Raw genomic sequence first — 24598 nt, 5'->3', positions numbered from 1 at the left:
GTTATCTCGCCTGCTTTTTGAGGAGAAGGGCGCTGGCGGCAAGGAGCAACGGCCCGGCGACGAGGATCGGAAGCAGGGTCGTTTCGAGATTGCCGAAGCCGAGCCCCTTCGAAAAAGTGCCGCGCGAGATGATGTTGAAATAGGTCGCCGGAAAGATGTGGCCAATTATCGCGCCAAAACCCTGCAGCGACGAGACCGGGTCGATCATGCCGGAGAACTGTACAGCCGGAATGATGGTCAGAAGCGTCGTGCCGAAGATCGCCGCGATCTGGCTGGACATGAAGGTGGAGATCATCAGTCCGAAAGCAGTCGCGAAGACCACGTAGAGGAAGGCGGATATCGTGAAGACGATAAGGCTGCCGGTGAACGGAACCTCAAAGATGAAGACCGCAAACAGCCAGAGCAGCGCGGCATTCATCATTCCGAGCACCAAGTAGGGAAGCTGCTTGCCGAGCAGGAATTCGAGCCTCGTCACAGGTGTGACGTAGAGATTGACGATCGATCCCAGTTCCTTCTCCCGGACGACCGAAAGAGCTGAAAGCATGGCGGGGATCAGAAGCAGCAGGAGCGGGATGACGGCCGGCACGATGGCGACCAGACTTTCAATGCCGGGATTGTAGCGAAAACGGGTCTCCACGGAGAACTGGCCGGGTCCTGGTTGGCCGTAGACTTCGCGTGCCCTGCGGGCGATCCAGCTATTGTGCATGCCCTGCACATAGCCGCGCGCCGTTTCCGCGCGCTGTGGCATCGCACCATCGATCCAGGCGCCGATCTCGACATTATGGCCGCGGGCGAGGTGTTCGGCAAAGCCGGGTGGTATCTCGATTGCGAGCTTCAGCGAGCCGTCGCGCATGCGTCGGTCGAGATCGGCGTAGTCGGTGATCGGCGACTGTTCGATGAAATAGCGAGAACCTGCAATATCCGCGATATAATCGCGGCTGGCGACCGTATCGTCCCGATCGAGCGCCGCGAAGGCAAGATCCTTGATGTCCATGTTGATGCCATAGCCGAGGACAAACATCAGGATAACGCTGCCGATCAAGGCCATGGTCGCGCGGACGGGATCGCGGCGCAGCTCCAGCGCTTCGCGGCGGCTATAGCTCAAAGCGCCGCGAAGATCGAAAGCGCGCCGCGGCTTGGCCGCGGGAAGTGGATGCGGCCTACCGATCATGGCAGACGGAGCGATATCCGTTTTCGACGATTGACCGATCGCATCCTGGAGGTAGCTGACGAAGGCGTCCTCCAGCGTGGCCGCCCTGCGGCTTTCGCGGAGCGCCTCGGGCGTGTCCGTCACCAGAACGCGGCCGGCATGCATGAGCGAGACATGGTCGCAGCGCTCGGCTTCGTTCATGAAATGCGTGGAAATGAAGATCGTCACCTTCTCCTTGCGTGACAGTTCGATCAGCGCTGCCCAGAGTTGGTCACGAGCGATGGGGTCGACACCCGATGTCGGCTCGTCGAGAATGAGCATCTCCGGCCCATGGACGAGAGCCACCGCCAGTGACAATCGCTGCCGAATGCCGAGCGGCAGCGTGTCAGGCAGGAATTCCATGACGCCATCGAGCTGGAAGCGATGCCCCAGTTCCTCGATCCGCGCGGGGATGGTCTCGGCCGGCAATCCCAAAAGCCGCGCGTGCAGGTCGAGATTCTGCCGGACCGTCAATTCCGTGTAGAGCGAAAAGGCCTGGCTCATATAGCCGACGCGCCGGCGGACATCCATATTGCGCGTATCGACTGTTTTGCCGAACAGTCTTGCCGTGCCTCCGCTTGCCGGCAAAAGGCCGGTCAGCGTCTTCATCGTGGTCGATTTGCCGCATCCGTTCGAACCGATGAAGCCGAATATTTCGCCGCGGCGAATCTTGAAGCTGACGTTATCGACCGCGGTGAATTCGCCGAACCGTGTCGTCAGGCCCTCCGCCTCGATGACGAAGTCCGCTTCATCAGGTGTCGAGAGCGGCGGCAATTCCACGACATGATGCGACGCCCGCCTGTCTTCCGGCATCAGTGCGATGAAGGCATCGTCAAGTGTGGCCGTCTTCGTTCGCTCCAGCAGATATTGGGGCGATCCAGTCGCCACCAGCCGGCCAGCATCCATGGCCGCCAACCAGTCGAAACGCGCCGCCTCTTCCAGGTAGGCCGTTGCCACCACCACGCTGAGCCTCGGTCGCTCGGACCGTATGTCATCGATAAGGTCCCAGAATTGCCGGCGTGACAGAGGGTCGACGCCGGTGGTCGGCTCATCAAGAATCAGAAGCTCTGGGTCGTGGATCAGTGAACAGCAGAGGCCGAGCTTTTGTTTCATCCCTCCCGAAAGTTTCCCCGCCGGCCGGTCTTTGAAGCCGGAGAGGCCGGTGCGCTGCAGGAGCGTGCGGATGCGGTCCTGCCGTTCTTCTCGGCTCTGGCCGAACAGGCGACCGAAGAAGTCGGCATTCTCAAAAACCGAGAGGGTCGGATAGAGATTTTTGCCAAGGCCCTGAGGCATATAGGCGATCAGGGGGCAGGTCTGGCGACGGTGGCCGGCGCGGCGCATGTCGCCGCCAAGCACAGTCACATCGCCCTTTTGGATCTGTCGCGCGCCGGCGATCAGCGAGAGGAGTGAGGATTTGCCAACGCCATCCGGACCGACAAGGCCGGCCATCAAACCTGCCGGAATACCGATCGTGACTGCATCGAGAGCCGTGCATCCGCCGTAGGTATGCGTCACGTCCTTCAGGCGGGCGACATATGCCGAGTCTGTCATCTCGAAGGTCACAGGATGCTCCAGGTTACGGGGTGAGAGGCGTCGAAAGCGGGGCCGGCCATTTAGCGGCGGGATCGATCCTGACATAGGCTCGCCCAGGAAGGCCTGTCTTCACCTGCGTCACATATTTCTGCAGCAGTTCCTTCGGCACCTGCGCACGAAGGCGAAACATCAGCTTCTCGCGCTCCTCCTGCGTTTCGACCGTCTTCGGGGTAAACTGGGCGACGTCCGAAACGAAAGAAACTCGAGCAGGGATGACGTATTGCGGTGCGGCGTCGAGGACGATGCGTGCCTCGCTGCCGATCGCGGTGCGGCCCGCGTCCGCGGTTCCCAGAAAGAAGGTCATATAAACATCGCCAACATCCAGGAGGTTGAGGACTCGTCCTCCGGCCGCGACGACTTCGCCCGGATGCGCAACGAGATATTGGACGCGGCCGCTTCGCGGGGCCTTGAGATCGCAATCCCGCAGATCCGCCTCGATCCGCACGACGGTCGCCTCAGCGGCTTCAACGGCGGCTTCCGCGTCGATCACCTGCGCTTCGGCGTTGCCGATGGCAGCGTCAGTGGCGGCGAGGTTCGCCTTGGCTGCGCCAAGTGTGGCCGCCGCTGCGTCGGCGCGCGCGCGATCGTCGTCGAGCGTCTGCTCGGAGACGGTGCCGCTCCTTGAAAGTTGCTGACTGCGGGTAAGCCGCTTTTGCGCCGACTGAAGCTGGACGTCGTTCTGGGAAACGGTGGCTGCCGCGGCCTCCTTTTCCGCCTGCCGCTGAGCAACCAGCGTCCGTGCCGTGCCGATCGCAATTTTTGCCCTGGAGAGCTGCGCCATGGCCTCCCGCCTTTGGGCATTGAGCTGCTCGATGTCCATCGTCGCGACGACTTGGCCGGCCTCGACGAAGTCGCCTTCATGGACGAGCACGTCCGACAGACGTCCCGCCGTGCGTGCAGCGACGTCGATTTCGACGGCTTCGATGCGTCCGTTTCCACTCGCGATGCCTATCATGGCCTTCGCGGCACGCCGGTTTGCCTGAAACTGCCAGGCGGCATAGCTGGCACCCGCCAGGGCGAGGAGCAGGAGTGCAAGTTTCCAGTAACGGTTCAACGAAGGCTCCTTACCTGCGAGATCTGACGAGCCTTTCATCATACGATTCCCGGGAATCTACCTTGATGGGGATCAATCGCGACGGATTCAATTGATCTTCTCACGCGTGCTTGTGGCTATTGACAAAGATCATTGCGGCTTTCGGGCAGCCTTGTAGCCTCCCTAAGATCAACCAGCCAAACCGGAAGGAGATCACCATGTCCTTGAAAACTCTGCTTGCGATCGTCGGAGCCACGGATCCTGAAACAGAGATCAAGAGCGCCATTCAACTGGCGGTCGAGAACAGTGCTCATCTGTCGATTCTGGTAGTCGGCGCCGCGTTGCAGCCGGTCACCGTCGAATACCCGGTGACCACAGCCTGGATTGACCAAGTGCAGAAGGAGACAGATGCCCTGCAGAAGATCCGGCTGGAGGCCGAAGACTTGTGCCGCACGAACGATATCTCCTTCAATGTCGAGTGCCTCTATGAAGATCTCTTTATCCTGGAGAGCAGTATCGGCATGCGCAGCATGTACGCCGACATCGTCTTGATCGGACATGGCTTACGCGCTGACGCCGAGCTGAGGAGAACCGTTGTGGCGGCAACAACCTTCGATTCGAGGACGCCGCTGTTGCTTGTTCCGAATGCGGGCACCGCAAGCCTGAAGCCGACGAACGTGCTCGTTGCCTGGAACTCGCGACCTGAAGCCGCCAATGCCGCCAAGGCAGCTTTAGAGATGCTGATCGCAGCCGAGGAGGTTCATCTTGTGCTCGTCGATCCGGATGGCACCTATTTCAAAAGCGGCGATGAGCCAGGGGCGGATTTTGCAACATTTCTGGCGCGCCATGGAGTAAAGATTGTTGTCGAGCAGTTGGCAAGCGGTGGACGCAGAACCGAGGAGGTTCTCCTGAGACGCGCGCGCGAGCTTGGCTGTGACATGATCGTTATGGGCGCCTATGGCCATTCGCGGCTTCGCGAAAGAATATTTGGCGGCGTGACGGCCTCGATTCTCGAGGACTGCAACACGCCGGTTTTAATGGCCCGATGAGCCAGAGCTTGCTGCCATTGGCGAAAGAGGGCAATGGCAGCTACTTGGCTTCGATTCTCCTCGGATATGCGCGAGAAGACGTGCGTTCCCGCACCTTGTCAACTTCGATGACCAGAAGCAGTGATCCGGCGGCCAGAAGCGTCAGCGCCCATTCCGCGAAGGAAATCGGCGCCAGGCCAAGCACCTCACGGAACCACGGGACATGCATGGCGCCGATATGGATGGCCTGGGCTACGACCATACTGGCAAGCAGCAGCGGGTTTTTGAAGAAGGACCGCGAGAAGAGCGAGTGATGTTCGGAACGGCAGCCGAGGGTTTGCACATTTTCGAACATGACGAAAAGCAGAAGCAACAGATTGCGCGCCTCGGATACCGGGTAGCCCTGTGACAGCAGCCAATAGAAGACCGCAAACCCGCCGCCGCCGATGACGAGCGCGGATTGGACGATGCGGCGAACCATCAGCCGGTCGAAGATCGGCTCCTTCGGACGGCGAGGTGGCCGGGCCAGTTCGTCGCCCTCAGGCGGCTCTCCCGCGAGCGTCACGTCCTGAATTCCATTCGTCACGAGATTCAGCCAGAGGAGCTGCACGGGCAACAGTGGCATTGGAATGCCGAGCGGAATCGCCAGCAGGAACAGCAGCATTTCCGCAGCTCCTGTCGCCGTCAGCATCAGGATGACTTTGCGAATGTTAGAATAGGCGGTTCTGCCCTCGCGAATGCCGCCGACGATGGAGGCGAAATTGTCATCGACAACGACGATGTCGGCGCTCTCCTTGGCGACCTCCGTACCCTTCATGCCCATGGCGACACCGACATGGGCGTGTTTCAAAGCCGGAGCATCATTGACGCCGTCGCCCGTCACCGCCACGATATGGCCGTTGCGCGCCAGGGAGAGCACAATCGCAAGCTTCTGATTGGGAGCGACCCGGGCATAGATGCGGGCGCCGTTTGTAAGCTCGTCCAGCCGCGCCGGGCCTGCGGCCTCGGCCTCGCGCACCGCATCGCCGGTGGTCACTTGGCTCGGTCCGAACTGCAAACCCGCCTGAGCGGCAATCGCCGCCGCTGTTTTGGGGTCGTCGCCCGTCACCATCGCCACCTCGACGCCGGCGGCGCGGCATTCGCGGATCGCCTGCGGAACTTCCCGGCGGATCGGATCCTGCATGCCTGTAATGCCGAGGAATATGAGATCGACCAGGTGATGATGGCCGAAGGCGGCGTCGGCATCACTCCGGATTTCGCCTTCCGCGAAAGCGAGGACCCGAAGGCCGCGGGCCGCCATCTCCTCTTTCTGGGCAAGAAGCCTGTGTCGGTCGATTTCCACCACGCGGTCGCCGATATCCATCCGGTCGGCCATGCTGAGCAGCGTTTCGGTCGAGCCCTTCGCGAAGATGTGCACGTTTTCGCTCCCGCGATGGAAGGAGGCGGCATATTTGAGATCGGGCTCATAGGGAATACGGGCGATCAAGGGATAGTCCGCAGCCACCTTGTCTTGCGCCAAGCCCGCCTTGCGCGCGGCGGTCAGAAGGGCGACGTCGACCGTGTCGCCGATACCCTTCCAGCCGTTCCCGTCCTGCATGAGCGAGCCCTCGTTGGGAAGGGAGGCGGCTCTGAGCAGTCGGCCGGCCCGTGCGCGCGCCTCCGCCACGGCCATATTGGCTGCCTTGATCTCGCAGGTGTCCGGGTCAGTCCCCGCATCAAGGGCAAGGTCGGTGCCATCCGGGAGCCGGATATTGGTAACGGTGAGCTCATTGAGCGTTAGAGTCCCGGTCTTGTCGGTTGCGATCATGGTGCAGGAGCCGAGCGCTTCGACCGCCGGCATTCGCCGGACGATAACGTTGCGTTTCGCCATGCGACGCATGCTGATCGCGAGCGCAATCGAGATTGCGATCGGCAGGCCTTCGGGGATGGCGCTGACGGCAAGACCGACCGACATAAGGAAAAGATCGCTCCAGGCGAGCCCTCGCATGAGGCCGATGCCGACCAGGACCAGCGACGTCAATCCCACCGCCCAGGCGATCGCATTGGAGAAACGAGCAAGTCGGATCATCAGTGGCGGTTGCGAGAGGGAAGTTTTGCCGATTTCGGCGGCGATCTTGCCAATCTCCGTTGCAAGTCCTGTCCCCGTCACGATGCCCGTGCCGCGGCCACGAGTAACGAGCGTGCCGGCGAATGCGGTTGCGGTCTTGCCCTCCGCAACCGGCGCGGCGGGGGACGGTGCCGTCTTGCGCGTCGCCATGGATTCTCCGGTAAGGAGGGATTCGTCGCACAGAAGCTCGGTCGCCTCGACCAGCGCGAGGTCGGCGGGAACCCTTCCGCCGGCTTCCAGCAGCACGAGATCCCCCGGCACCAACTGGCGCGCTTCAATGTCACGCACCTCTCCGTCGCGGATGACGGCGGCACGCGGTTGTTCCAGCTTGCGAAGCGCCAGCGCAGCTCGGCCCGCCGAATATTCCTGCAGGCTGCCGATCAAACCGTTCAACAGCAAGACGACGCCGATAAAGACCGCATCCTTTGTGTCACTGATCACCAGGGAGACGGCGGCAGCCAAAAACAGGATATAGATCAGCGGGCTGCGGAACTGCCGCATGAAGACGATGGCAAAAGAGGGGGCCTCGGGCTCGGGCAGAATGTTTGGACCGTAGCGCACGAGCCGGCTCTCGGCCTCTTCAGTGACGAGGCCTCTACGGCTGCCGAAGCTGGCGGCGAATGGCTGGGGAATGGGAACGGTCATGAGATGTCTCCTGCACGAAAGTGCCGGCAGTCTGGCGCATATCACCCGGAAAGGCTTTAGCCGACCTCGTCGAGGGATCTTGCCGCTTCAAGCCGAAGCTGCTTCATTTTCTCCGGAACCGCCTGAGCGCTGATCACGACGTCTGCATAGTCGCTGAAAATCGTACTGCATGTGGCTAATAACCCTTCACAGTTGCCGGCGCCGATTTCGCCGACCTCGGCAGGATCAAAAACCGTTGCCTTTTGTCGGCGGGATGAATGGATCTGGGTAGCCTTCCTTGGGAGCTGTCTTCGTCTGCGGGGCGTTATCCGATTGATCGGGCTGCGGCCACCATGTCGCGCCGCTGTAGCCGGCCAGGATGGCAAGCAGGATCACAGCTGTTACTGTCACTATCTTCGGCATTGCGCGTTCCTTTCGCTCGGTGAGATGGCTATCTTCGAGCGAGCTTGGCCCCTGCGCATTGCGCTCGATCAATAAGCCGATCGAAGGGAATAACGATCGAGCGGGTTGCGCTTCAGCGCGATCGGCAGGTATCTCTTCGAAAGTGGCGCCGGCGTCCGCAAAGGTCGTGCGCGAGCTGGCGGAGGGCACCGCCAAAGACATGGTCGTGCGAACCTGCGCTTGAAAGCGGTGCAATAGACGTCAGCTATGCCGTTTTGGATCACGCGGCCGAAGACTTCCTGAGCCCCGTTGCCGATTATCGTCCAGCGAAAACCGTGCGGGAGCCTTCAAGTGACCCTCTGGCGGTTCATGCTCCACGATCATCAGTGCCGATGCCGATTTACGACAGCGAGCGCCTCGTCGGCTATCACCTGCTCCTCATCGGTTGGTATGACGAATGCGGCTATTGCGCTATCCCGGCCACTGATGATTAGCGCATTTGCCTTGTTCGCAGGCGCGCTGAGGTCGAGCCCCAGCCAGGCGAGATAATGTGCCACGCTCTTTCGGACTTCCGGTTGATTTTCTCCGATTCCGGCGGTGAAGACGATGGCGTCCACACCGCCCAACGACACAGCCAACCTGCCTATCTCGCCTGCTATCCTGAAACAGAAGAGATCAAGCGCTTCCCGTGCCGCCGGGTGAAAGTCCTCTACAAGCACCCGCACGTCTCCGCTCACGCCGGAAACGCCGAGCAACCCACATTTGTGATAGAGAAAATCCTCAAGCTTGTCGGGGTCGTGGAATTTGTTTCGGAGAAGATGGATGACGGCGCCGGCGTCGATCGATCCCGGCCGCGTTGCCATGGGTATGCCGTCGAGCGCGGAAAACCCCATGCTGGTATCGATGCTGACGCCATCCACCATGCCACAAAGGCTCGCGCCGCTTCCCAGATGCGCGCAAACAACCCTGCCGCTGCCCAGATCCGGTGCGAGCTCCTTGAGTTTCGAAGAAACGAACTTATAAGAAATCCCGTGGAAGCCGTATCTGCGGATTCCCGCGTCATGCAGTGCGCGCGGGATGGCCAGACGTGTGGCCATGCTGCATTGCGACGTGTGAAATGCGGTATCGAAGGATGCGGTCTGCGGCACCTCAGGACATGCCGTGCGCACAGCGCGGATCACATTCAGCGCTGGAGGCAAATGCAGAGGCGCGAGTGGTACGAGCTCTTCGATCCTCGCTTGTGTGTCCGCGTCTATCAGGACAGCGCCGGTAAACTTGGGGCCTCCATGAACGATGCGATGCCCGATCACTGCGGGCTGCGAACCTGGTGGCAGCAGCCGCGATAGAATTTCCGCAATCAAGGCGGGCCCGACTTCGGTGACGTTCGGCAGATCGGCTTCATAAACGGTCTCCCCTGTTTCGCATCTAAAGCGCGTTTCCTGGCCAATCGTCACGGTGCCCCTTGCCATCGGATGCGCGCCGGCCACTCCGATGTTGAAGGCGCCGATCTTCAAGCTCGACGATCCGATGTTGAAGGTAACTGCAATGCTGCTCATTGGACCTCCTGCAGATCTCCGCTAACGCGCCATCTTCTCGTCCTTCGTTTCCTCGCAGGCTAAAGTCAGCAGTTGAAGCGCGAGTTCCTTTGCGGCCCTTTTTTCGTCGGCGCACAACTTCAGCGGGGCGGACTGCGCTTTCAAATTTTCCAGGAGCCCGTGGCGAAGCCTGCGGATCTGATGCGAATCCGTTTTTGCGAGAAGCTCCTGCAAGCAGGTGATGGCAATCACTTCGAACATCAGAAGCTTGCCTTCGATTTCACCTTGCGAAGGAATAGGAAAGCGCTCGCCGCCCCGTTTGTAGTCTCGTTCCGTCGACAACATCTACGGCATCCCATTTTTCTTTGGGTCGTCCCCGTCGGCTTCGAGCGCGCGCTCAAGCCGGCGCAGGATGACGGCGCGGCTCTTGTGGTCGGCTGCATCCTTCAACCTGTCGGCCAGGTTGAGGACGAAGTTCTGGTAGTCGTTGTGCCAATCCCGATGTCCAATCTCCTCGGGCTGCAGACGAGCCGGTGCCACCCTGGACAGAAGTCGAGCGGATGTCCCACTCAGCTCATAGACGTCGTCGAGGTGTGGGGAAATTATCGCGACAGACAGTTTCTCGGAAAGTCTGCTCGACATCGCATCCCGGGCCCCGGCCTCGCCATGGACAAGAAACAGGCCTTTGCGGATCGGACCACGCTCCATCACCCAGTCATCCAGTTCGCTGGCATCGGCATGGCCACTATAGGCATCAAGGGTTGCCATTCTCGCGCTCACCCGGATTTCCTCGCCTTGGATCCGCACGATTTTGGCGCCGTCCTGCAAGATTCTGCCGAGCGTGCCGGCTGCCTGAAACCCCACGAAGAGCACGGTGCACTCGTTGCGCCAGAGCCAGTTCTTCAGACGGTGTCTGATCCTGCCCGCCTCGCACATGCCACTTGCCGCGATGATGATGTGAAAACCGGTTACCAGATCCAGGGCTTTGGACTGTTCGGCGGTCTCCGTAAACCTCACATTTGGCGCATTGAGCGCGCGCAAAAAGTTCGCTCCGTTCTCCATCTCGACGACATGTTTCTTGAAGGCACCGGTCGCTCTCGAGGCAAGCGGTGAGTCGATAAAAATGGGACACCGCTGCAGCGTTCCGGCTTCCATGAGCGCGAGAAGATCTGTCAGGACTTCCTGAGTGCGCTCGACCGCAAAAGACGGGACGAGAAGCACGCCATTGGGCTGGTTTGCTTGTGCGACCAGCTTCTGAAGGCGTATCCGTCTTTCCTTCAGCGCGTATTCCTCCCGCTCGCGATTGCCATAGGTGGTTTCACAGATCAAATAGTCGATCTCGCTCGGCGCTTCCGGCGGGCTCTCGAAAAGCTTGGAACCCGGTCCAATGTCGCCCGAGAACAAAAGCCTTACCGGCCCTTCCATGCCGCTCGCCTCTATTTCGATCGAGGCGGATCCGAGAAGGTGGCCGGCGTCCCAGAAACGAAATCTCACGGCGCCTGCCGTCTCGCGCCATTCTCCATATTCCACCGCGATAAACTGCGGCATGATGCTGCGCGCGTCGTCTGCGGTGTAGATCGGCTCCACCGTTTCTCGCGAGCGCCGTCGGTTCCGGCGATTAAGCTGACGAACCTCGGCTTCCTGGATATGCCCGGAATCCTGCAGCATGATGGCGCAAAGATCTATCGAAGCGGGTGTCGCGTAAATCGGGCCGCTGAAGCCGTCCTTGGCTAGTTTCGGAAGCAGGCCCGAATGGTCGATGTGGGCATGCGTGAGAAGCACCGCGCCGATCTCGACAGGCTCAAATGGGAACGGTCTATAGTTAAGTTCCTTCTCGGTTTTGGAGCCCTGGAACATTCCGCAATCAATCAGAATACGGGCACCGCCGGCCTTGAGAAGAAAACAGGATCCGGTGACTGAACCTGCGGCTCCGTGAAACTCTAGGATCGGGGTGTCCATCACTGCTCCTGTGGGTTCGGAGCCACTTTACAAAGCTAAAATCGAAACCGCTTTGATGAAGGTCAAGGAAACCCAGGGCCATCGCGATTATCCTTTTTGCATCCAGCAGAGAGGTATATCGACATGGCCATCAGGACGGCACTCAGCATCCTCAGCGTTCATCAGTTCGAGGAAGATCTCAAAACCGCCATCGACTTCTGCGGTGCCCATGGCGCGCATTTGAATGCGCTGGTGATTGCGACGGGAGCAGCTCCGATCATCGGGGACTACAATGTCATCTCGCCCGTATGGATCGAGGAACGCCAGCGCGAGATCGACGCGCTCTCCGACAAGGCTGCGGAGATCAAGGATATTCTCGACCGAAGCGAGATCTCCTACGAAGTCCAGGACGTCTACACGGAATTCGCATGGGCCGACGAAGATATTGCCGAAAGGGCACTCTATGCCGACGTCGTCCTGATCGGGCGGCAGGCGGCCCGAGACCAAGACCTCCGCAAACGCGTCATCGATGGCGCACTCTTCCAGACGCCGACCCCGATCCTCATCAACCGCGGAACACGGGCGATGAATGCCTCGTCGAGATCGGTTTTGCTGGCATGGGATTCCAGCGACGAAGCGTCACGCGCCGCCCGGCAATCGCTTGATCTGCTCAAGCAAGCCGACACCGTTTACGTCACGATGGTGGATCCGGTGGCGCGGATGCGGGCGAACGGCGAGGAACCCGGCGCCGACATTGCCGCCTATCTTGCCCGGCACGGCGTGAAGGTGCAGGTGGATCGCATTGCCAGCGGCGGCCAGCCGGCAGACCAGGTCCTGCGGCAGCACGCCGTCGACGTGTCCGCCGACCTGATCGTCATGGGTGCCTATAACCATCCCCGCTGGCAGCAGACGATCTTTGGCGGCGTGACGCGCGGCATGATCGAAGAAAGCAGGATGCCGATATTCATGGCCCACTGAGATATAAGTCCGCTCCGCCGCGGCATGTCCCCATTTTCTGCATGCCGTTCGGTTCCTGCGGGAAAGGTCTCCAGCAGCGCGGGCACGCCCCCGGACTCCCTAAAACGTATGTCGTCTAGAGAATCAGCATTTCTGGGCGACGTGGCTCGCTATCCGCCCGACCCTTCATCAGAAGTTCCATAAATATCATTTACACCACTAACACTGAAATAGCGGGGTCAACGGTTCTGGCACGGCGAGAGCTTTCCCGGCCAGCGTCCAGCTTGTTGCCGGTGTGTTCACGTTCTGAGCGAAGAAGGTCGCATACTGTATCGACTGGAAGCTGCTGTGCGCCGATGAACCGAAAAATCACCGATCGCCAAATACTAGTTATTCCCGGCGAGCGGTTTCCGGTTCAATTCCTCGCAAAATCCGATCAGCGGCTTTGAGCCGCAATTGCCGATGAGCAGCGCGTGGATCGGTTTCAAGCAGTTCGACGAGCCGGCCGGCACGTCGATCGTCTGCCGCGATCAAGCGCGTGGCTAAGGCGACTCCCTGGGAATGATCTCCGATATCGCCCGCCAGATCGATGGAGAAGCTGGGGAAGTACGGCGAAGAGACCCCGATGGGTCGTCCCGTCAGCCCGCGGAACTCGCATCATCTGCGTACAGCTCCCAGACCCGCAGGCGAGCTACGCCACGGGACAAGTCTACGGCGCGGCTGACGGGGGCCAGCCGTAAGGGCGCCTGCTTCACCGAAACACCGGTGCTTGGCGTCTACGAGATCGAGCAGGATGGTGGCCGGCGAGGGCTCCTGCTGCGGCTTGAACGGTGTCGAGGTGCCGTCGATATGCTCCTCGGGACTTTATGAGCCTTCTCCCAATGATGCCCACGGAGCGTATCAGTTTTTCCGTGTCCCGTGGTCCGATGGGTTCACTCCAAGCCCGTGTGCGAGAATGCTCAGCGAATTTGATCTGCTCAACCCCAAACACGTCTGATTGCATCAAATGCGGCCACAACGGTGGGATCACCCCTACGAGCTTCCATGCATATGAAACTCAATGTCGTCGAAATTTTCACCGCATCGGCGATGAAGAGCCCGTGGGCCTGTTGTTCGTGGAGAGCGATCGACTCGCGGCAGAGGCTCAAGCCAACGCCCGTGCGGACCATGGCGACCATCGACGCTTCCTGATCAACCTGGGAGACGATGTTCTGGCGCAGGCCAAGATCGGTGAACAGGCGCGCCAGCAGCCGGTTATGCACCGAGGCGGGCGGTGTGCCGATCCATGGCAGTGATGCCAACTGTACCCAATCCGCACCGCGGACGAAGCTTGCAAGTGACGGCGGGGCAACGACGCGATAGGTCAGTTGTGCCAGTTCGCTGCCATAAAACAGTTTGGTTGCACTTTCGTCAGAAAGCTCGGCTGCAGGATCGTAGTCCCTTGGGTCTCCTAGGAAGAATCCGGCATCGAGTTCATTTCGCCGAAGCCCTTCGGGCACATCGCCGCTCATGCCATGACGCAGCGTCGTCTCGATGCCTGGCCCACTTTCGATCAACGCCTTCAGAAACGCACCCAAGCGTGTGAACTCCGGGTCGATGATGGTGCCGATCCGGAGTTTCCCCCGCACGCGTGTTGCCAAATGCCCGGCCGTCTGCCCAAAATCCGTGAGTGCTGCCAAGACCTGCTCGGCCTTGGCAGCAAGGAGAGCCCCCTCCTGCGTCAGCTCCAGACCAGTGGAGGTCCGCCGGAACAAGGTGAGCCCGGTATCGGCGGCAAGGCGCTTCAATTGCAGGGTAACGGCAGGCTGGGTGATGTGCAATCGCTCCGCGGCGCGCGTGACGTTGCCCTCGCGCGCGACTGTGGCGAATGCCTTCAAGGTTCTGAGGTCAATCGACTGAATCATATTAATTCTATTTATAATGCGTTGTGCTATTTGTCATTGGATTTCCGCGCCGCTCCTCCGCTATTCCTGAAAATAGAGGTGAGGAGGAGGCTAAAGTGCCACGGCAAATCGTCGAATCTTATGATTGTGCGGTGCTTCATCGCAGCAGGCGGGCGAGCCCATGACCCGCCGTGCATCGCATCTCGCCAACGACATTTTTGACTATATCATCATCGGCGGAGGCTCCGCGGGCTGCCTGCTAGCCAATCGCCTCAGCCGCGATCCAGCGATGCGTGTCCTGTTGCTGGAAGCCGGTCGCAAGGACGACTATCCCTGGATCCATATCCCCGTCGGCTATCTCTATTGCATCGGTAATCCCCGCACCGATTGGCTATTCAAGACCGAGCCGGATGCCGGGCTGAACGGTCGGTCGCTGCGCTATCCGCGCGGCAAGACTCTCGGTGGCTGCTCGTCGATCAACGGCATGATCTATATGCGCGGCCAGGCGCGCGACTTCGATGGCTGGGCGGCGGAGACCGGCGATGACGCCTGGTCCTGGCAGAATTGCCTGCCCGATTTCAAGGCGCATGAGGATCATTACCGGATGGACAATGGCGCGGACCCGAAGACTGGCGGCAATAGCCGATTCTCCGACATGCACGGCCACGGCGGCGAATGGCGGATTGAGAAGCAGCGGCTCAAATGGGATATCCTGGAATCCTTCGCCGAGGCTGCCGTCGAGGCCGGTATCCCGCGCTCCGACGATTTCAACAGCGGCGACAACGAGGGCGTCGGCTACTTCGAGGTCAACCAGCGGTCCGGCTGGCGCTGGAACACGTCGAAGGCTTTTTTGCGTCCCGCGAAGAACCGTTCGAATCTAACAATCTGGACGCAGACCCATGTCGAACGGCTGATCGTTGAAACCGACAGTTCCGGCCGTAAGCGTTGCGCCGGAGTCGTGCTCCAGCGGCAGGGGCAGAGCGCAGAGGTCCGTGCCCGCAGGGAGGTCATCCTGTCCGCAGGCGCAGTCGGTTCGCCGCAAATCCTACAACTGTCAGGTATCGGCCCCGCCGGATTGCTAAAGCGTCATGGCATCGAGGTTGTGCATGACTTGCCGGGCGTCGGGGAAAATCTTCAAGACCATTTGCAGATCCGCGCGGTCTTCAAGGTCGGCAATGCGAAGACGCTGAACACGCTCGCCAACAGCCTATTCGGCAAGGCGATGATCGGGCTGGAATATGTTCTGAAACGCAGCGGCCCCATGAGCATGTCGCCCTCGCAGCTCGGCGCTTTCACCCGTTCGGACGATGGCCAGGCCTATGCCAACCTGGAATATCACGTCCAACCACTCAGCCTCGACGCCTTCGGCGAACCGTTGCATAACATTCCCGCCTTCACCGCGAGCGTCTGCAATCTCAACCCGACCAGCGTCGGAAGCGTGCGCATTCGCTCGAATAGGGCGTCGGACGCCCCGGCGATTGCGCCGAACTATCTCAGTACGGAAGAAGATCGTAAAATTGCTGCCGAGAGCCTGCGGCAAGTGCGCAGGATCGTATCGCAGCCGGCATTGGCCAAATACCAGCCGGAGGAATGGAAGCCGGGCTTGCAGTTCCAGAGCGACGACGAACTGGCGCGGCTGGCGGGCGATATCGCCAACACCATTTTTCATCCGGTCGGGACGACGAAGATGGGCCGCGACGACGATCCGATGACAGTGGTGGACAGCCGTCTCAGGGTGCGCGGCATCGAGGGCCTGCGCGTCGTCGACGCAGGCGTCATGCCAAAGATCACCAGCGGCAACACCAACGCACCGACGCTGATGATCGCCGAAAAGGCGGCCGGCTGGATCGTCGCCGATGCGCGCGCATAGAAAAGTCTTGGGGAGATAAGAGCAATGACATCGATCGCACGTTCCGCGCTTCCACTTTCCGGCGTTCGGGTGGTTGATTTCGGGCAATATATTGCTGGCCCGGCCGTGGCCATGATCCTAGGCGATCTCGGCGCGACCGTCGTGCATGTCGATCCGCCCGGCGGTCCTCTCTGGGACAACCCCGCCAACGCCATCCTCAACCGCAACAAGCTGATCGTCACCCTCGATCTCAAAACGGAGCAGGGGTTGGGTGAGGCAAAAACGCTGGTGGCCGAGGCCGACATTGTTGTTGAGAATTTCCGCCCTGGCGTGCTTGCCCGGCTCGGAATCGATTTTGCGGCGCTCCGCAAGGCACGGCCGGAGCTGATCACCCTGTCGATCCCCGGCTTCGCCTCCGACGACGAGCTTCGCCGGGACTGGCGGGCCTTTGAGACGGTAATCGCGGCCTCCTCCGGTGTCTTCACGGATATGGGTCTCAATCGCGTCCTGATGGGCATCAACCCGTCTTTCTCGCCGCTGCCGCTCTCGTCCGCCTACGGCACGATGCTTGCTGCGTCCGCGACAGTGCTGGCGCTTCAGGCGCGCGAGCGCACCGGGCACGGCGATCATATCGAAGTGCCGCTGGCAAGCGCCGTCATGGAGGGCCTCTCCTACAATTCCATCCTAATCGACGATTATCCGCCGCGCTACCAGACCCAACGCGAGCGGGAGATCGAACGCCGGCGCAATGAAGGCCTGCCGATGGACATGTCCTATGGCGACCTCCAGGAGTTCCTCGATCCCTTCTATCGCAGCTATATGTGTGCCGACGGGCGGATGTTCTACGTCGTCTGCCCCAGCCACAAGAACCATGCGAAGCGCTGCCTGCAAGCTCTAGGCATCTACGATGAGCTGGTGGCCGAGGGGCTGCGCGAGGAGGAAGACACCTATCTGCCGGTCTCGCAATGGTCATCGGACGTTTCGCTGGGCGTCTATCCGCTCCCGAAATTCTGGGCTGACAAGATTGCGGCTCGCATGAAGGAAGTCTTCCTGACCAAGACGGCGGCCGAATGGGAACATGTCTTCGGGGAAGGGCTGTTTCCGGGTGCGCCGCAGCGCTGGCTAGAGGAATGGATCGCCGACGATCATGCCAGGGCTGCTGGTCTCATGATCGAGGTAGAGGATCCGATCCTGGGCCGCATGACCCAGCCGGGGCCGATGGCCTGGCTGCAAGAGAGCGCCGAAGCCATGCTTTCGCCACGGCCTCGGCGCTGGGGGACCGCCAAGGAGGCGCTTGCACTGCTCGGCGGCATGGCGCGTCCTTCTTTGCCGCTTCCCGCAAAGGACGCGCCCGGAGGGTGGCTGGACGGTGTCAAAGTTCTCGATCTGTGCAATGTGATCGCCGGTCCGCACTCGGTCGCCTATCTCGCCCGCTTCGGTGCGGAGGTGATCAAGATTGATCCGGCCAAGCCGCTCTATGACTGCTGGAATACCGTGATATTCGGCATGTCACACATGCGGGGCAAACAGTCCGTGCTGCTGAACATCGGTTCGCCCGATGGCCGTGTCGTCTTCGAGGAACTGGTGCGCTCCGTCGATGTCGTGGTCTGGAACGCGACCGATCGCCAGGTCAAGGCGATGGGGCTCGATGCCGAAAGCCTGAAGGCGCTCAATCCGAAGGCGATCTTCTGCCAGCTCGATTGCTTTGGCGGCGTGCGCACCGGCCCGCGCACCGACTATCTCGGCTATGACGACCTCGTGCAATCGGCAACCGGCATCATGCTGCGCTTCGGCGGCTCGATGGATACGCCGGAGGAACATGCCCATGTCGGCACCATCGACGTCATGTGCGGCTTTGGCGCGGCGCTCGGCATTGCCGCCGCTCTCTACCAAAAATCCAGAAACGGGGTCATCGGTCGCCCACGCACATCGCTGTCGGCACTGACCGGCCTCGCGCAGATACCCTTCTGCTACGACTATGCCGGGCGCGGCCCCTTCGACGAGCCGTCCGGTCGCGACACCAAGGGTTATCATGCCCTGTCGCGGCTCTACGAAACGGCAGGCGGCGATCACCTTCTTTTGTGCGCCTCGGAAGCCGATCTTCCGCGCTTTGACAAGGTTGAAGGTCTGAGGGGGATTGTTGAGATGGCCGCGTCCGATCGCGAGGCCTATCTCGCAGGGGCTTTCCTGACCGCGCCGGCGGAAACCTGGCAGCAGCGGCTACAGGAAGCCGATATCGGCGTATCGCTCTGCGAGAACATCGAAACGATCCGCAGCCGCAGTGCCCGCATTGCCGACGGCACGCCGGGCATCGACCGGGGCAGCTATTCCTTCTCGATCTTCCCGGATCATCCGAGCGGGCACTCGGTCACGCAGCTCGATCCCTTCGCCATCCGTCCGGCTGTCGGCAAGGTCACTGCTGTCGCGCCGGCCGAGAAGTACGGAGGGTCCACACGCACCGTCCTGAAATCCCTGAACCATACCGATGCTGAGATCGACAGGCTGATTGCTTCCGGGACAGTCAGCGAGACCTGGAGCGAGGAGTATCTGCCGAGCTAGCAAGCAATGACGGCTTTGGATTCTGAGGAGAATACCGGAGCTGCCGGGGCGTCCGTCTGAGGCAATCGATTGCGCGGTTCGATAAATTTCGACGCAATCCCACCAGCTACGACATCTGTGGCGGGGCCAGCCTTTGTCGAAACTATTGGAAATGCCCACTTTGGCAGCTTTAAAGCTACCCGCGCCAGTCCCAAAAGGTTCGGCTCCCGGCGAAACGCTTGGCGTCGGCCAAGAGGATAATGACCATTATTTGGGCAACCTCACCCTACGCGGTGGCTAGAGCGACGCCGTCTTTCATGCTCGATTATCCTACAGCTTAGCATTAGAGACGTGGAGAATTTTTATGGTTGAACCAGCTCTCTCGCAACTGGAGACCGATGCCCTCCGTAAAGACAGGTTTCATCTGATTCAGGCCGCCCCGGTAGCCGGAAGTATCGGTGCTGAAGCCCGCGAGCTCATCACCGCTTCCGAAGATGTCTTCGTCTTTGACCAGAGCGGCAGAAAACTGATCGACGGACCGGCAGGTATGTGGTGCATCAATGTCGGGCATCGCAATCAGGCCCTGGCCGATACATTGCACGACCAGGCGATGTCCCTGACCTACTCGACACCATGGTATACAAGTAATGCGCCCGCGGAGAAACTTGCGCAGATGCTTGCGGAGCGGGCACCGAGCGATCTCAACCATGTGTTTCTTACAACAGGCGGTTCTTCCGCGGTCGAAACAGCCATACGGCTCGTGCAGTTCTACAACAACGTACGCGGACAGCCGCAGAAGAAATTGTTGGTCTCCCGTCAAGGAAGCTACCATGGCTCGACCTACCTGACCGCATCGCTGAACGGCCGCCCACGGGATCACGACTGGATGGATGGCGCAGGCGAGCTCGTAAGAAAGTTGACTTGCCCCAATCCCTTCCACCGACCGGCCAACCTGTCAGTGGAGGCCTTTGAAGACTTCCTCGTCGATGAGTTTCGCTCGCTCATTGCGCATGAGGGTGCTGCGCGAATCGCCGCTTTTGTTGCCGAACCGATTCAGGCAAGCGGCGGGGTCTTGATGTCGCCGCCGAACTATCTCAAGCGCATGCGCGCGCTCTGCGCAGAAAATGACATCCTCTTTATCGCCGACGAGGTCGTCACCGCCTTCGGACGGCTCGGCCACATTTTCGCATCGGAGGATGTGTTTGGAATCCAGCCAGACATGATAACCTTCGCGAAGGGTGTCACCTCTGGATATTTTCCCCTCGGTGGCGTCATGGTGTCGGAGCGTCTGTTCGCAGAACTTCGCCGCTCAAACCATCCCAACGCCAATTTCGTGCACGGTCTGACCTATTCCAGCCACCCCATCGGCTGCGCGGTGGCAATCCGCAATATCGAGTTGCTGGAAGACGGCCTGCTCGAGCACGCACGTGAGATCGGCCCCTATTTTCAGGAGCAGTTGCGAACGCTGGAGGAACTCCCGCTCGTCGGCGAGGTTCGCGGTGCCGGCCTTATGGCGGGGATTGAATGTGTTGCCGACGCCAAGGCCGAGAATCCTCTCGATCTCGATTTGACTGTCGGTAAGCGGATCGACTTTCATTGCCAGGAGAATGGGCTGCTTGTCAGGCCTCTCATCAACATGTGCGTCATGTCCCCGCCGCTTACCATCAGCCGCTCGCAAGTCGACATGATGACCGATGCCCTTCGCAAGGGCATTGAAGCCACCGCACAAGACCTGATCCGCGAGAAACTTTGGCGGCCGGCATGACCCGTTGGCTGCCTCCCTTTTGAGCAGAGGGGATGGCTAGACGAGAGGCAAGCAGCCTGCGCAATTTTGCAGCCGGAACTGAGCATTCTTGGGAAGTCTGCAGGTTTCGAAATGTCGGAATACTGGATTATCCAGCCAGAGAACAAGCGAGGGGAAAATGAGATTCACCGTCACATCCGCCGCATTAATTCTTGGCCTGAGCGCCACCGTCGCCCTCGCTGAAGGCAATCTCAACATCTACAACTGGGGCGAATACACCAGCCCCGAACTGATTGAAAAATTCTCGAAAACATACAACGTCCATGTAACGTTGACAGATTTCGATTCCAACGACACGGCACTTGCAAAAGTGCGCCAAGGAGCCTCCGGATTTGATGTCGTGGTTCCGTCGCAAAGCTTCATCCCCACCTATATTCAAGAGGGGCTGCTTGCCGAAACAAATCCAGGGCAGATGGAAAATGCCAAGAACCTCGAGGAGACGTGGCGGGATCCCGCTTTCGACCCAGGCCGAAAATATTCCGTGCCGTGGCTTTGGTATACGAGCGGCATAAGCGTCAATACCTCGGCCTTCAAAGGCGACATAAATACCTGGAAGGTGATTCTGGACCCGCCGGACGAACTGAAGGGAAAGATCAATATCGTTCCCGAGATGAACGATATCATGTTCGCCGCGATCAAGTTCGAAGGCGGAACATGGTGCACAAGCGACAAGGCTTTGCTCACCAAGGTCCGTGACCGCCTAGTGGAAGCCAAGAAGAGCTGGCTGTCAATCGACTATGCCGGCATACAGAGAATGGCTACCGGAGATGTCTCGGCGTCCCTCGACTGGAGTGGTTCCGCGTTGAAGCGGCGTACTGAAAACCACAGCATCGCTTATGGCCTTCCCAGAGAAGGCTTCACCTATGGCTCTGACAACGTGGTGGTGCTGAAGGATGCTCCAAATCTGGAGAACGCGAAGCTTTTTCAAAACTTCATCATGGCGCCCGAAAACGCAGCGTTGAATTCGGTCTATGCCAAATATGGAGCGGCCATTATTGGCGCCGAGAAATACTACTCCGAGGATATGAAGGGTGCGCCGGAACTTGTCATTCCCGACGACATGAAATCAAAGGGCGAGCTTTTGACGCTTTGCGATCCAAAGATCTCGCAGCTCTACAGCCGCATCTGGCAGGACGTCCAGAAGTAGGTCAGCGAGCATGGCAGCCCGCTACCGATCTCTTTCACTCGGTTCGACGTCAGCGCGCTTGTTCTATCTGCTCCATCGACCCTCGCTACGCGATTTATGATGAGGACAATATGACAGGTGAGATTACACCGGGCGTAGCTATTCGACTGAACAAGGTAACCAAGACCTACGGTTCTGGGAATGGCATCGTCGCAGCGGTCAAGAGCACGACGCTTGACATCTTCAAGAATGAGTTTTTCACGTTGCTCGGCCCGTCGGGTTGCGGAAAAACAAGCCTGTTGCGGCTGATAGGCGGCTTCGAATATCCGACAACCGGCACCATCCTTCTCGATGGCGAGGATATTGCGTCGGTACCGCCGTTCCAACGTCCCATCAACACCGTCTTCCAGAATTACGCGCTTTTCCCACACATGACGGTGGCGGAAAATATCGGCTTTGGCCTGAGAATGCTCAAACGGCCCCGCCATGAAATCGCTGCCCGCGTTGATGAAATGTTGAAACTGGTGCGACTGGAAAATCTGTCCGGTCGGCGGACGGGACAGATATCGGGTGGTCAACAGCAGCGGGTCGCGCTGGCGCGCGCGCTCGCATCCGAGCCGAAGGTTTTGCTTCTCGACGAGTCACTTTCGGCGTTGGATTACAAGCTTCGCAAGGAAATGCAGATGGAGCTCAAAGCGCTCCAGGCCGCGACGGGCATCACCTTCATTTTCGTAACCCATGATCAGGAGGAGGCTTTGACGATGTCTGATCGTGTCGCGGTGCTGTCCTCAGGTGAAATAATGCAGGTCGGAACCCCGCACGAAGTCTACAACAGGCCGGCAAATCGTTTCGTGGCGAATTTTGTCGGTGAAACGAACTTCCTCCAGGGAAGAGGGCTCGGCCCGGACGCTTGCGGGACGATGATCGATCTTCAGGGGATCGGCGCCGTCGCCATTCCAATGAAAGACACGGTTCCCGACGGTACCCTGGTAAACATCGTCGTCCGGCCCGAGCATTTGCGAATTTTTCCGTTGTCCCAGGAACCGGCGAGCCAACTTACAGGGTTTGTGAAGACGGTAAGTTTCTGCGGTCCCGAGACGCAGTACACCGTCGAACTGAGCAATGGCGCGGGTCTTCTGTTGGTCCGCAAATATAACACGCCGAACGAAAATCGGCCCATTGCCATCGGGGATGAGGTTTTTGTGAAGTTCACACCGAACACCGCCCAGGTGTTGCCCGGCTGAGGGGACGTAGAGATGGCTAGTCTTGAATTCGCACGGTTGAAAACAGAGAGCCGAACGCGCTGGCTTTTGATTAGTCCTGCCTTGCTCGTCGTCATCATCGGCGCGATCGCACCGCTTCTGGTCATCGTGATTTACTCATTCTTGACCCCTGGTCCTACAGGCGGCGTGAATTTTACGCCATCTTTCGAAGCCTGGACGCGCGTGCTCTTCGACCGTGATCTTTTCGATGACACGCTAACGCTGTCTGGGACGAACCTCGAGATTCTGTTGCGCTCGCTTCTCTTGTCGCTGGCGACAACTTTTCTGTGCCTGCTCGTAGGATTTCCGACAGCTTATTTCATCGCGACCCGCAATCCGCTCAACCGGGAAGTCTGGCTTTTACTTATCACCGTTCCCTTCTGGACAAATCTCCTTATCCGCACGTTCGCCATACAAGATCTCATCCGGAACGAAGGAATCATCAATACCCTTCTGCTTAAGGCAGGATTGATCCCTGAACCGATCCAGATGCTGTTCACGAATTTCGCGATTTGCCTCGGCCTGGTCTACGTCTATCTTCCTCTGATGATCCTGCCTGTTTATGCAAGTCTGGAACGGCTGGATCGAAACCTGCTCGAGGCAGCGTCCGACCTTTACGCCCGTCCATTCAAGGTGCTTTGGGAGGTCATCGTACCACTTGCCCAACCGGGCATCGTTGCTGGCTCCATTCTCGTTTTCATCCCTGCAATCGGTACCTATGTCACCCCCATCCTGCTCGGTGGCGGCAGAAAACTCATGATCGGCAACTATATCGAATTGCAATTCGGCCAGGGACGGGACTGGCCGTTCGGCTCCGCTCTTTCGCTGACCCTTATGGGCATCGTGATGGTGGCGCTGCTGGTCTATATCCGTCACGGCGACACCCACGGACACGAACATGGCTAAAAATTTCCCCGTAACCCATCAGCGTGGCTTCAGTGCCGTGGCCGTCACCACGTTCATTTTTCTTTACACACCATTGGCCGTGGCCCTCATTCTTGCTTTCAACGCCGGGACCAGCGCGGCGAAATGGGACGGCTTCTCGCTTCGTTGGTTTCAAAGCGCCGCAAACAATCAACAAGTGATCGCGGCTTCCATTCTGTCGCTGAAACTTGCTGCAATATCCGCCGTATTGGCAACAGCGGTGGCCACGTTTGCTGCATTGGCGATGACGCGGGGACCAAAGTTTCGAGGGTGGACGGTCACCTACGGCATAATCTCGGTCCCGTTGATGGTGCCAGAGATTGTAACCGCCGTGGCGCTCCTGGTTGTGAGCGCGACATTTCGAGGCTGGACCGGCTATACTGGCCTGGCCTATCTGATCGTAGCGCACACGGCGTTCTGCGTGCCGTTTGCCTATCTTCCGATCCGCGCTCGCCTTCAAACGATGGACATCAGTTTGGAGCGTGCTGCAGGCGACCTCTACGCATCGCCTTGGAACGCGTTTCGCTTCGTCACGATGCCCCTGCTTTTCCCAGGCGTACTCGCGGGCTTTATCCTCGCCTTTGTCACTTCGCTGGACGACGTCGTGATCACCGAATTCGTAAAGACTGCCGGTCAGGATACGCTGCCGACCTACATGCTGGGCCAGGTGCGTCGCACAATTACACCCGAGGTGAATGCGATAGCGGCCGCGTTCTTCGTGATCTCCTTAGCGCTGGTCATTTGTATTTACGCCGTCAATCAGCGAACCAAGATCAATTGAATTCTCAATTTCACACATCCAATCA

At 59.5% G+C, this 24598-nt stretch carries 17 protein-coding genes; 9 read left to right on the top strand and 8 right to left on the bottom strand.

Features of this window, described 5'->3' with window-relative positions; translation table 11 throughout:
- Position 1: 1 nt before the first annotated feature.
- Together rbbA and NL154_RS23225 are read right to left on the bottom strand one after the other, a co-directional pair.
- Positions 2 to 2740: a ribosome-associated ATPase/putative transporter RbbA gene (gene rbbA / locus NL154_RS23230; RefSeq protein WP_434734283.1), complete on the bottom strand. Its 2739-nt coding sequence runs from the start codon at positions 2738 to 2740 to the stop codon at positions 2 to 4.
- 25 nt (positions 2741 to 2765) lie between these two features.
- Positions 2766 to 3875, bottom strand: a complete 1110-nt coding sequence (locus NL154_RS23225; RefSeq protein WP_210631953.1) for an HlyD family secretion protein — start codon at positions 3873 to 3875, stop codon at positions 2766 to 2768.
- Positions 3876 to 4033: 158 nt separating this feature from the next.
- On the opposite strand from NL154_RS23225, the gene NL154_RS23220 reads away from it, so the two are divergent.
- Positions 4034 to 4864: a universal stress protein gene (locus NL154_RS23220; RefSeq protein ID WP_434734352.1), complete on the top strand. Its 831-nt coding sequence runs from the start codon at positions 4034 to 4036 to the stop codon at positions 4862 to 4864.
- Positions 4865 to 4904: 40 nt separating this feature from the next.
- On the opposite strand, the gene NL154_RS23215 is transcribed toward NL154_RS23220, so the two are convergent.
- From NL154_RS23215 to NL154_RS23195, 5 genes are all read right to left on the bottom strand, one after another.
- The gene (locus NL154_RS23215) at positions 4905 to 7595 is read right to left on the bottom strand and encodes a cation-translocating P-type ATPase (RefSeq protein ID WP_434734282.1); all 2691 of its coding nucleotides are present in this window, start codon (positions 7593 to 7595) and stop codon (positions 4905 to 4907) included.
- Positions 7596 to 7820: 225 nt separating this feature from the next.
- Entirely contained in the window at positions 7821 to 8198 is a 378-nt protein-coding gene (locus NL154_RS23210) for a hypothetical protein (protein WP_434734281.1), read from the bottom strand.
- A 161-nt stretch (positions 8199 to 8359) separates the two neighbouring features.
- Positions 8360 to 9532 (bottom strand): acetate/propionate family kinase, encoded by a 1173-nt coding sequence (locus NL154_RS23205; RefSeq protein WP_221147003.1) that lies wholly within the window; start codon positions 9530 to 9532, stop codon positions 8360 to 8362.
- Positions 9533 to 9553: 21 nt separating this feature from the next.
- Entirely contained in the window at positions 9554 to 9856 is a 303-nt protein-coding gene (locus NL154_RS23200; RefSeq protein WP_434734280.1) for a hypothetical protein, read from the bottom strand.
- The gene (locus tag NL154_RS23195; RefSeq protein ID WP_434734279.1) at positions 9857 to 11470 is read right to left on the bottom strand and encodes an MBL fold metallo-hydrolase; all 1614 of its coding nucleotides are present in this window, start codon (positions 11468 to 11470) and stop codon (positions 9857 to 9859) included.
- Positions 11471 to 11593: 123 nt separating this feature from the next.
- On the opposite strand from NL154_RS23195, the gene NL154_RS23190 reads away from it, so the two are divergent.
- A complete protein-coding gene (locus NL154_RS23190; protein WP_434734278.1) occupies positions 11594 to 12427 on the top strand; it encodes a universal stress protein in 834 nt (277 codons plus the stop codon).
- Positions 12428 to 13383: 956 nt separating this feature from the next.
- On the opposite strand, the gene NL154_RS23185 is transcribed toward NL154_RS23190, so the two are convergent.
- Entirely contained in the window at positions 13384 to 14310 is a 927-nt protein-coding gene (locus NL154_RS23185) for a LysR family transcriptional regulator (RefSeq protein ID WP_168297962.1), read from the bottom strand.
- 160 nt (positions 14311 to 14470) lie between these two features.
- On the opposite strand from NL154_RS23185, the gene NL154_RS23180 reads away from it, so the two are divergent.
- The 7 genes from NL154_RS23180 (at position 14471) to NL154_RS23150 (ending at position 24573) form a co-directional block, all read left to right on the top strand.
- Positions 14471 to 16159: a GMC family oxidoreductase gene (locus tag NL154_RS23180; protein WP_434734277.1), complete on the top strand. Its 1689-nt coding sequence runs from the start codon at positions 14471 to 14473 to the stop codon at positions 16157 to 16159.
- 24 nt (positions 16160 to 16183) lie between these two features.
- Entirely contained in the window at positions 16184 to 18697 is a 2514-nt protein-coding gene (locus NL154_RS23175; protein ID WP_434734276.1) for a CoA transferase, read from the top strand.
- Between the two features lie 343 nt (positions 18698 to 19040).
- On the top strand, positions 19041 to 20441 hold the full coding sequence (locus tag NL154_RS23170; RefSeq protein WP_434734275.1) for an aminotransferase: 1401 nt from the start codon (positions 19041 to 19043) through the stop codon (positions 20439 to 20441).
- A 157-nt stretch (positions 20442 to 20598) separates the two neighbouring features.
- Positions 20599 to 21627, top strand: a complete 1029-nt coding sequence (locus tag NL154_RS23165; RefSeq protein WP_434734274.1) for an extracellular solute-binding protein — start codon at positions 20599 to 20601, stop codon at positions 21625 to 21627.
- A 110-nt stretch (positions 21628 to 21737) separates the two neighbouring features.
- On the top strand, positions 21738 to 22850 hold the full coding sequence (locus NL154_RS23160) for an ABC transporter ATP-binding protein (RefSeq protein WP_434734273.1): 1113 nt from the start codon (positions 21738 to 21740) through the stop codon (positions 22848 to 22850).
- Between the two features lie 12 nt (positions 22851 to 22862).
- Positions 22863 to 23774 (top strand): ABC transporter permease, encoded by a 912-nt coding sequence (locus NL154_RS23155; protein WP_434734272.1) that lies wholly within the window; start codon positions 22863 to 22865, stop codon positions 23772 to 23774.
- Positions 23767 to 24573: an ABC transporter permease gene (locus tag NL154_RS23150; protein WP_221111822.1), complete on the top strand. Its 807-nt coding sequence runs from the start codon at positions 23767 to 23769 to the stop codon at positions 24571 to 24573. The genes NL154_RS23155 and NL154_RS23150 overlap by 8 nt, the downstream gene beginning before the upstream one ends.
- Positions 24574 to 24598 lie beyond the last annotated feature (25 nt).

The organism is Rhizobium sp. YTUHZ044, assembly GCF_051123975.1.
GTDB lineage: Bacteria > Pseudomonadota > Alphaproteobacteria > Rhizobiales > Rhizobiaceae > Rhizobium.
Note: the sequence above shows the minus strand (reverse complement) of the source record. Positions and strands in the feature narration are given on the sequence as shown.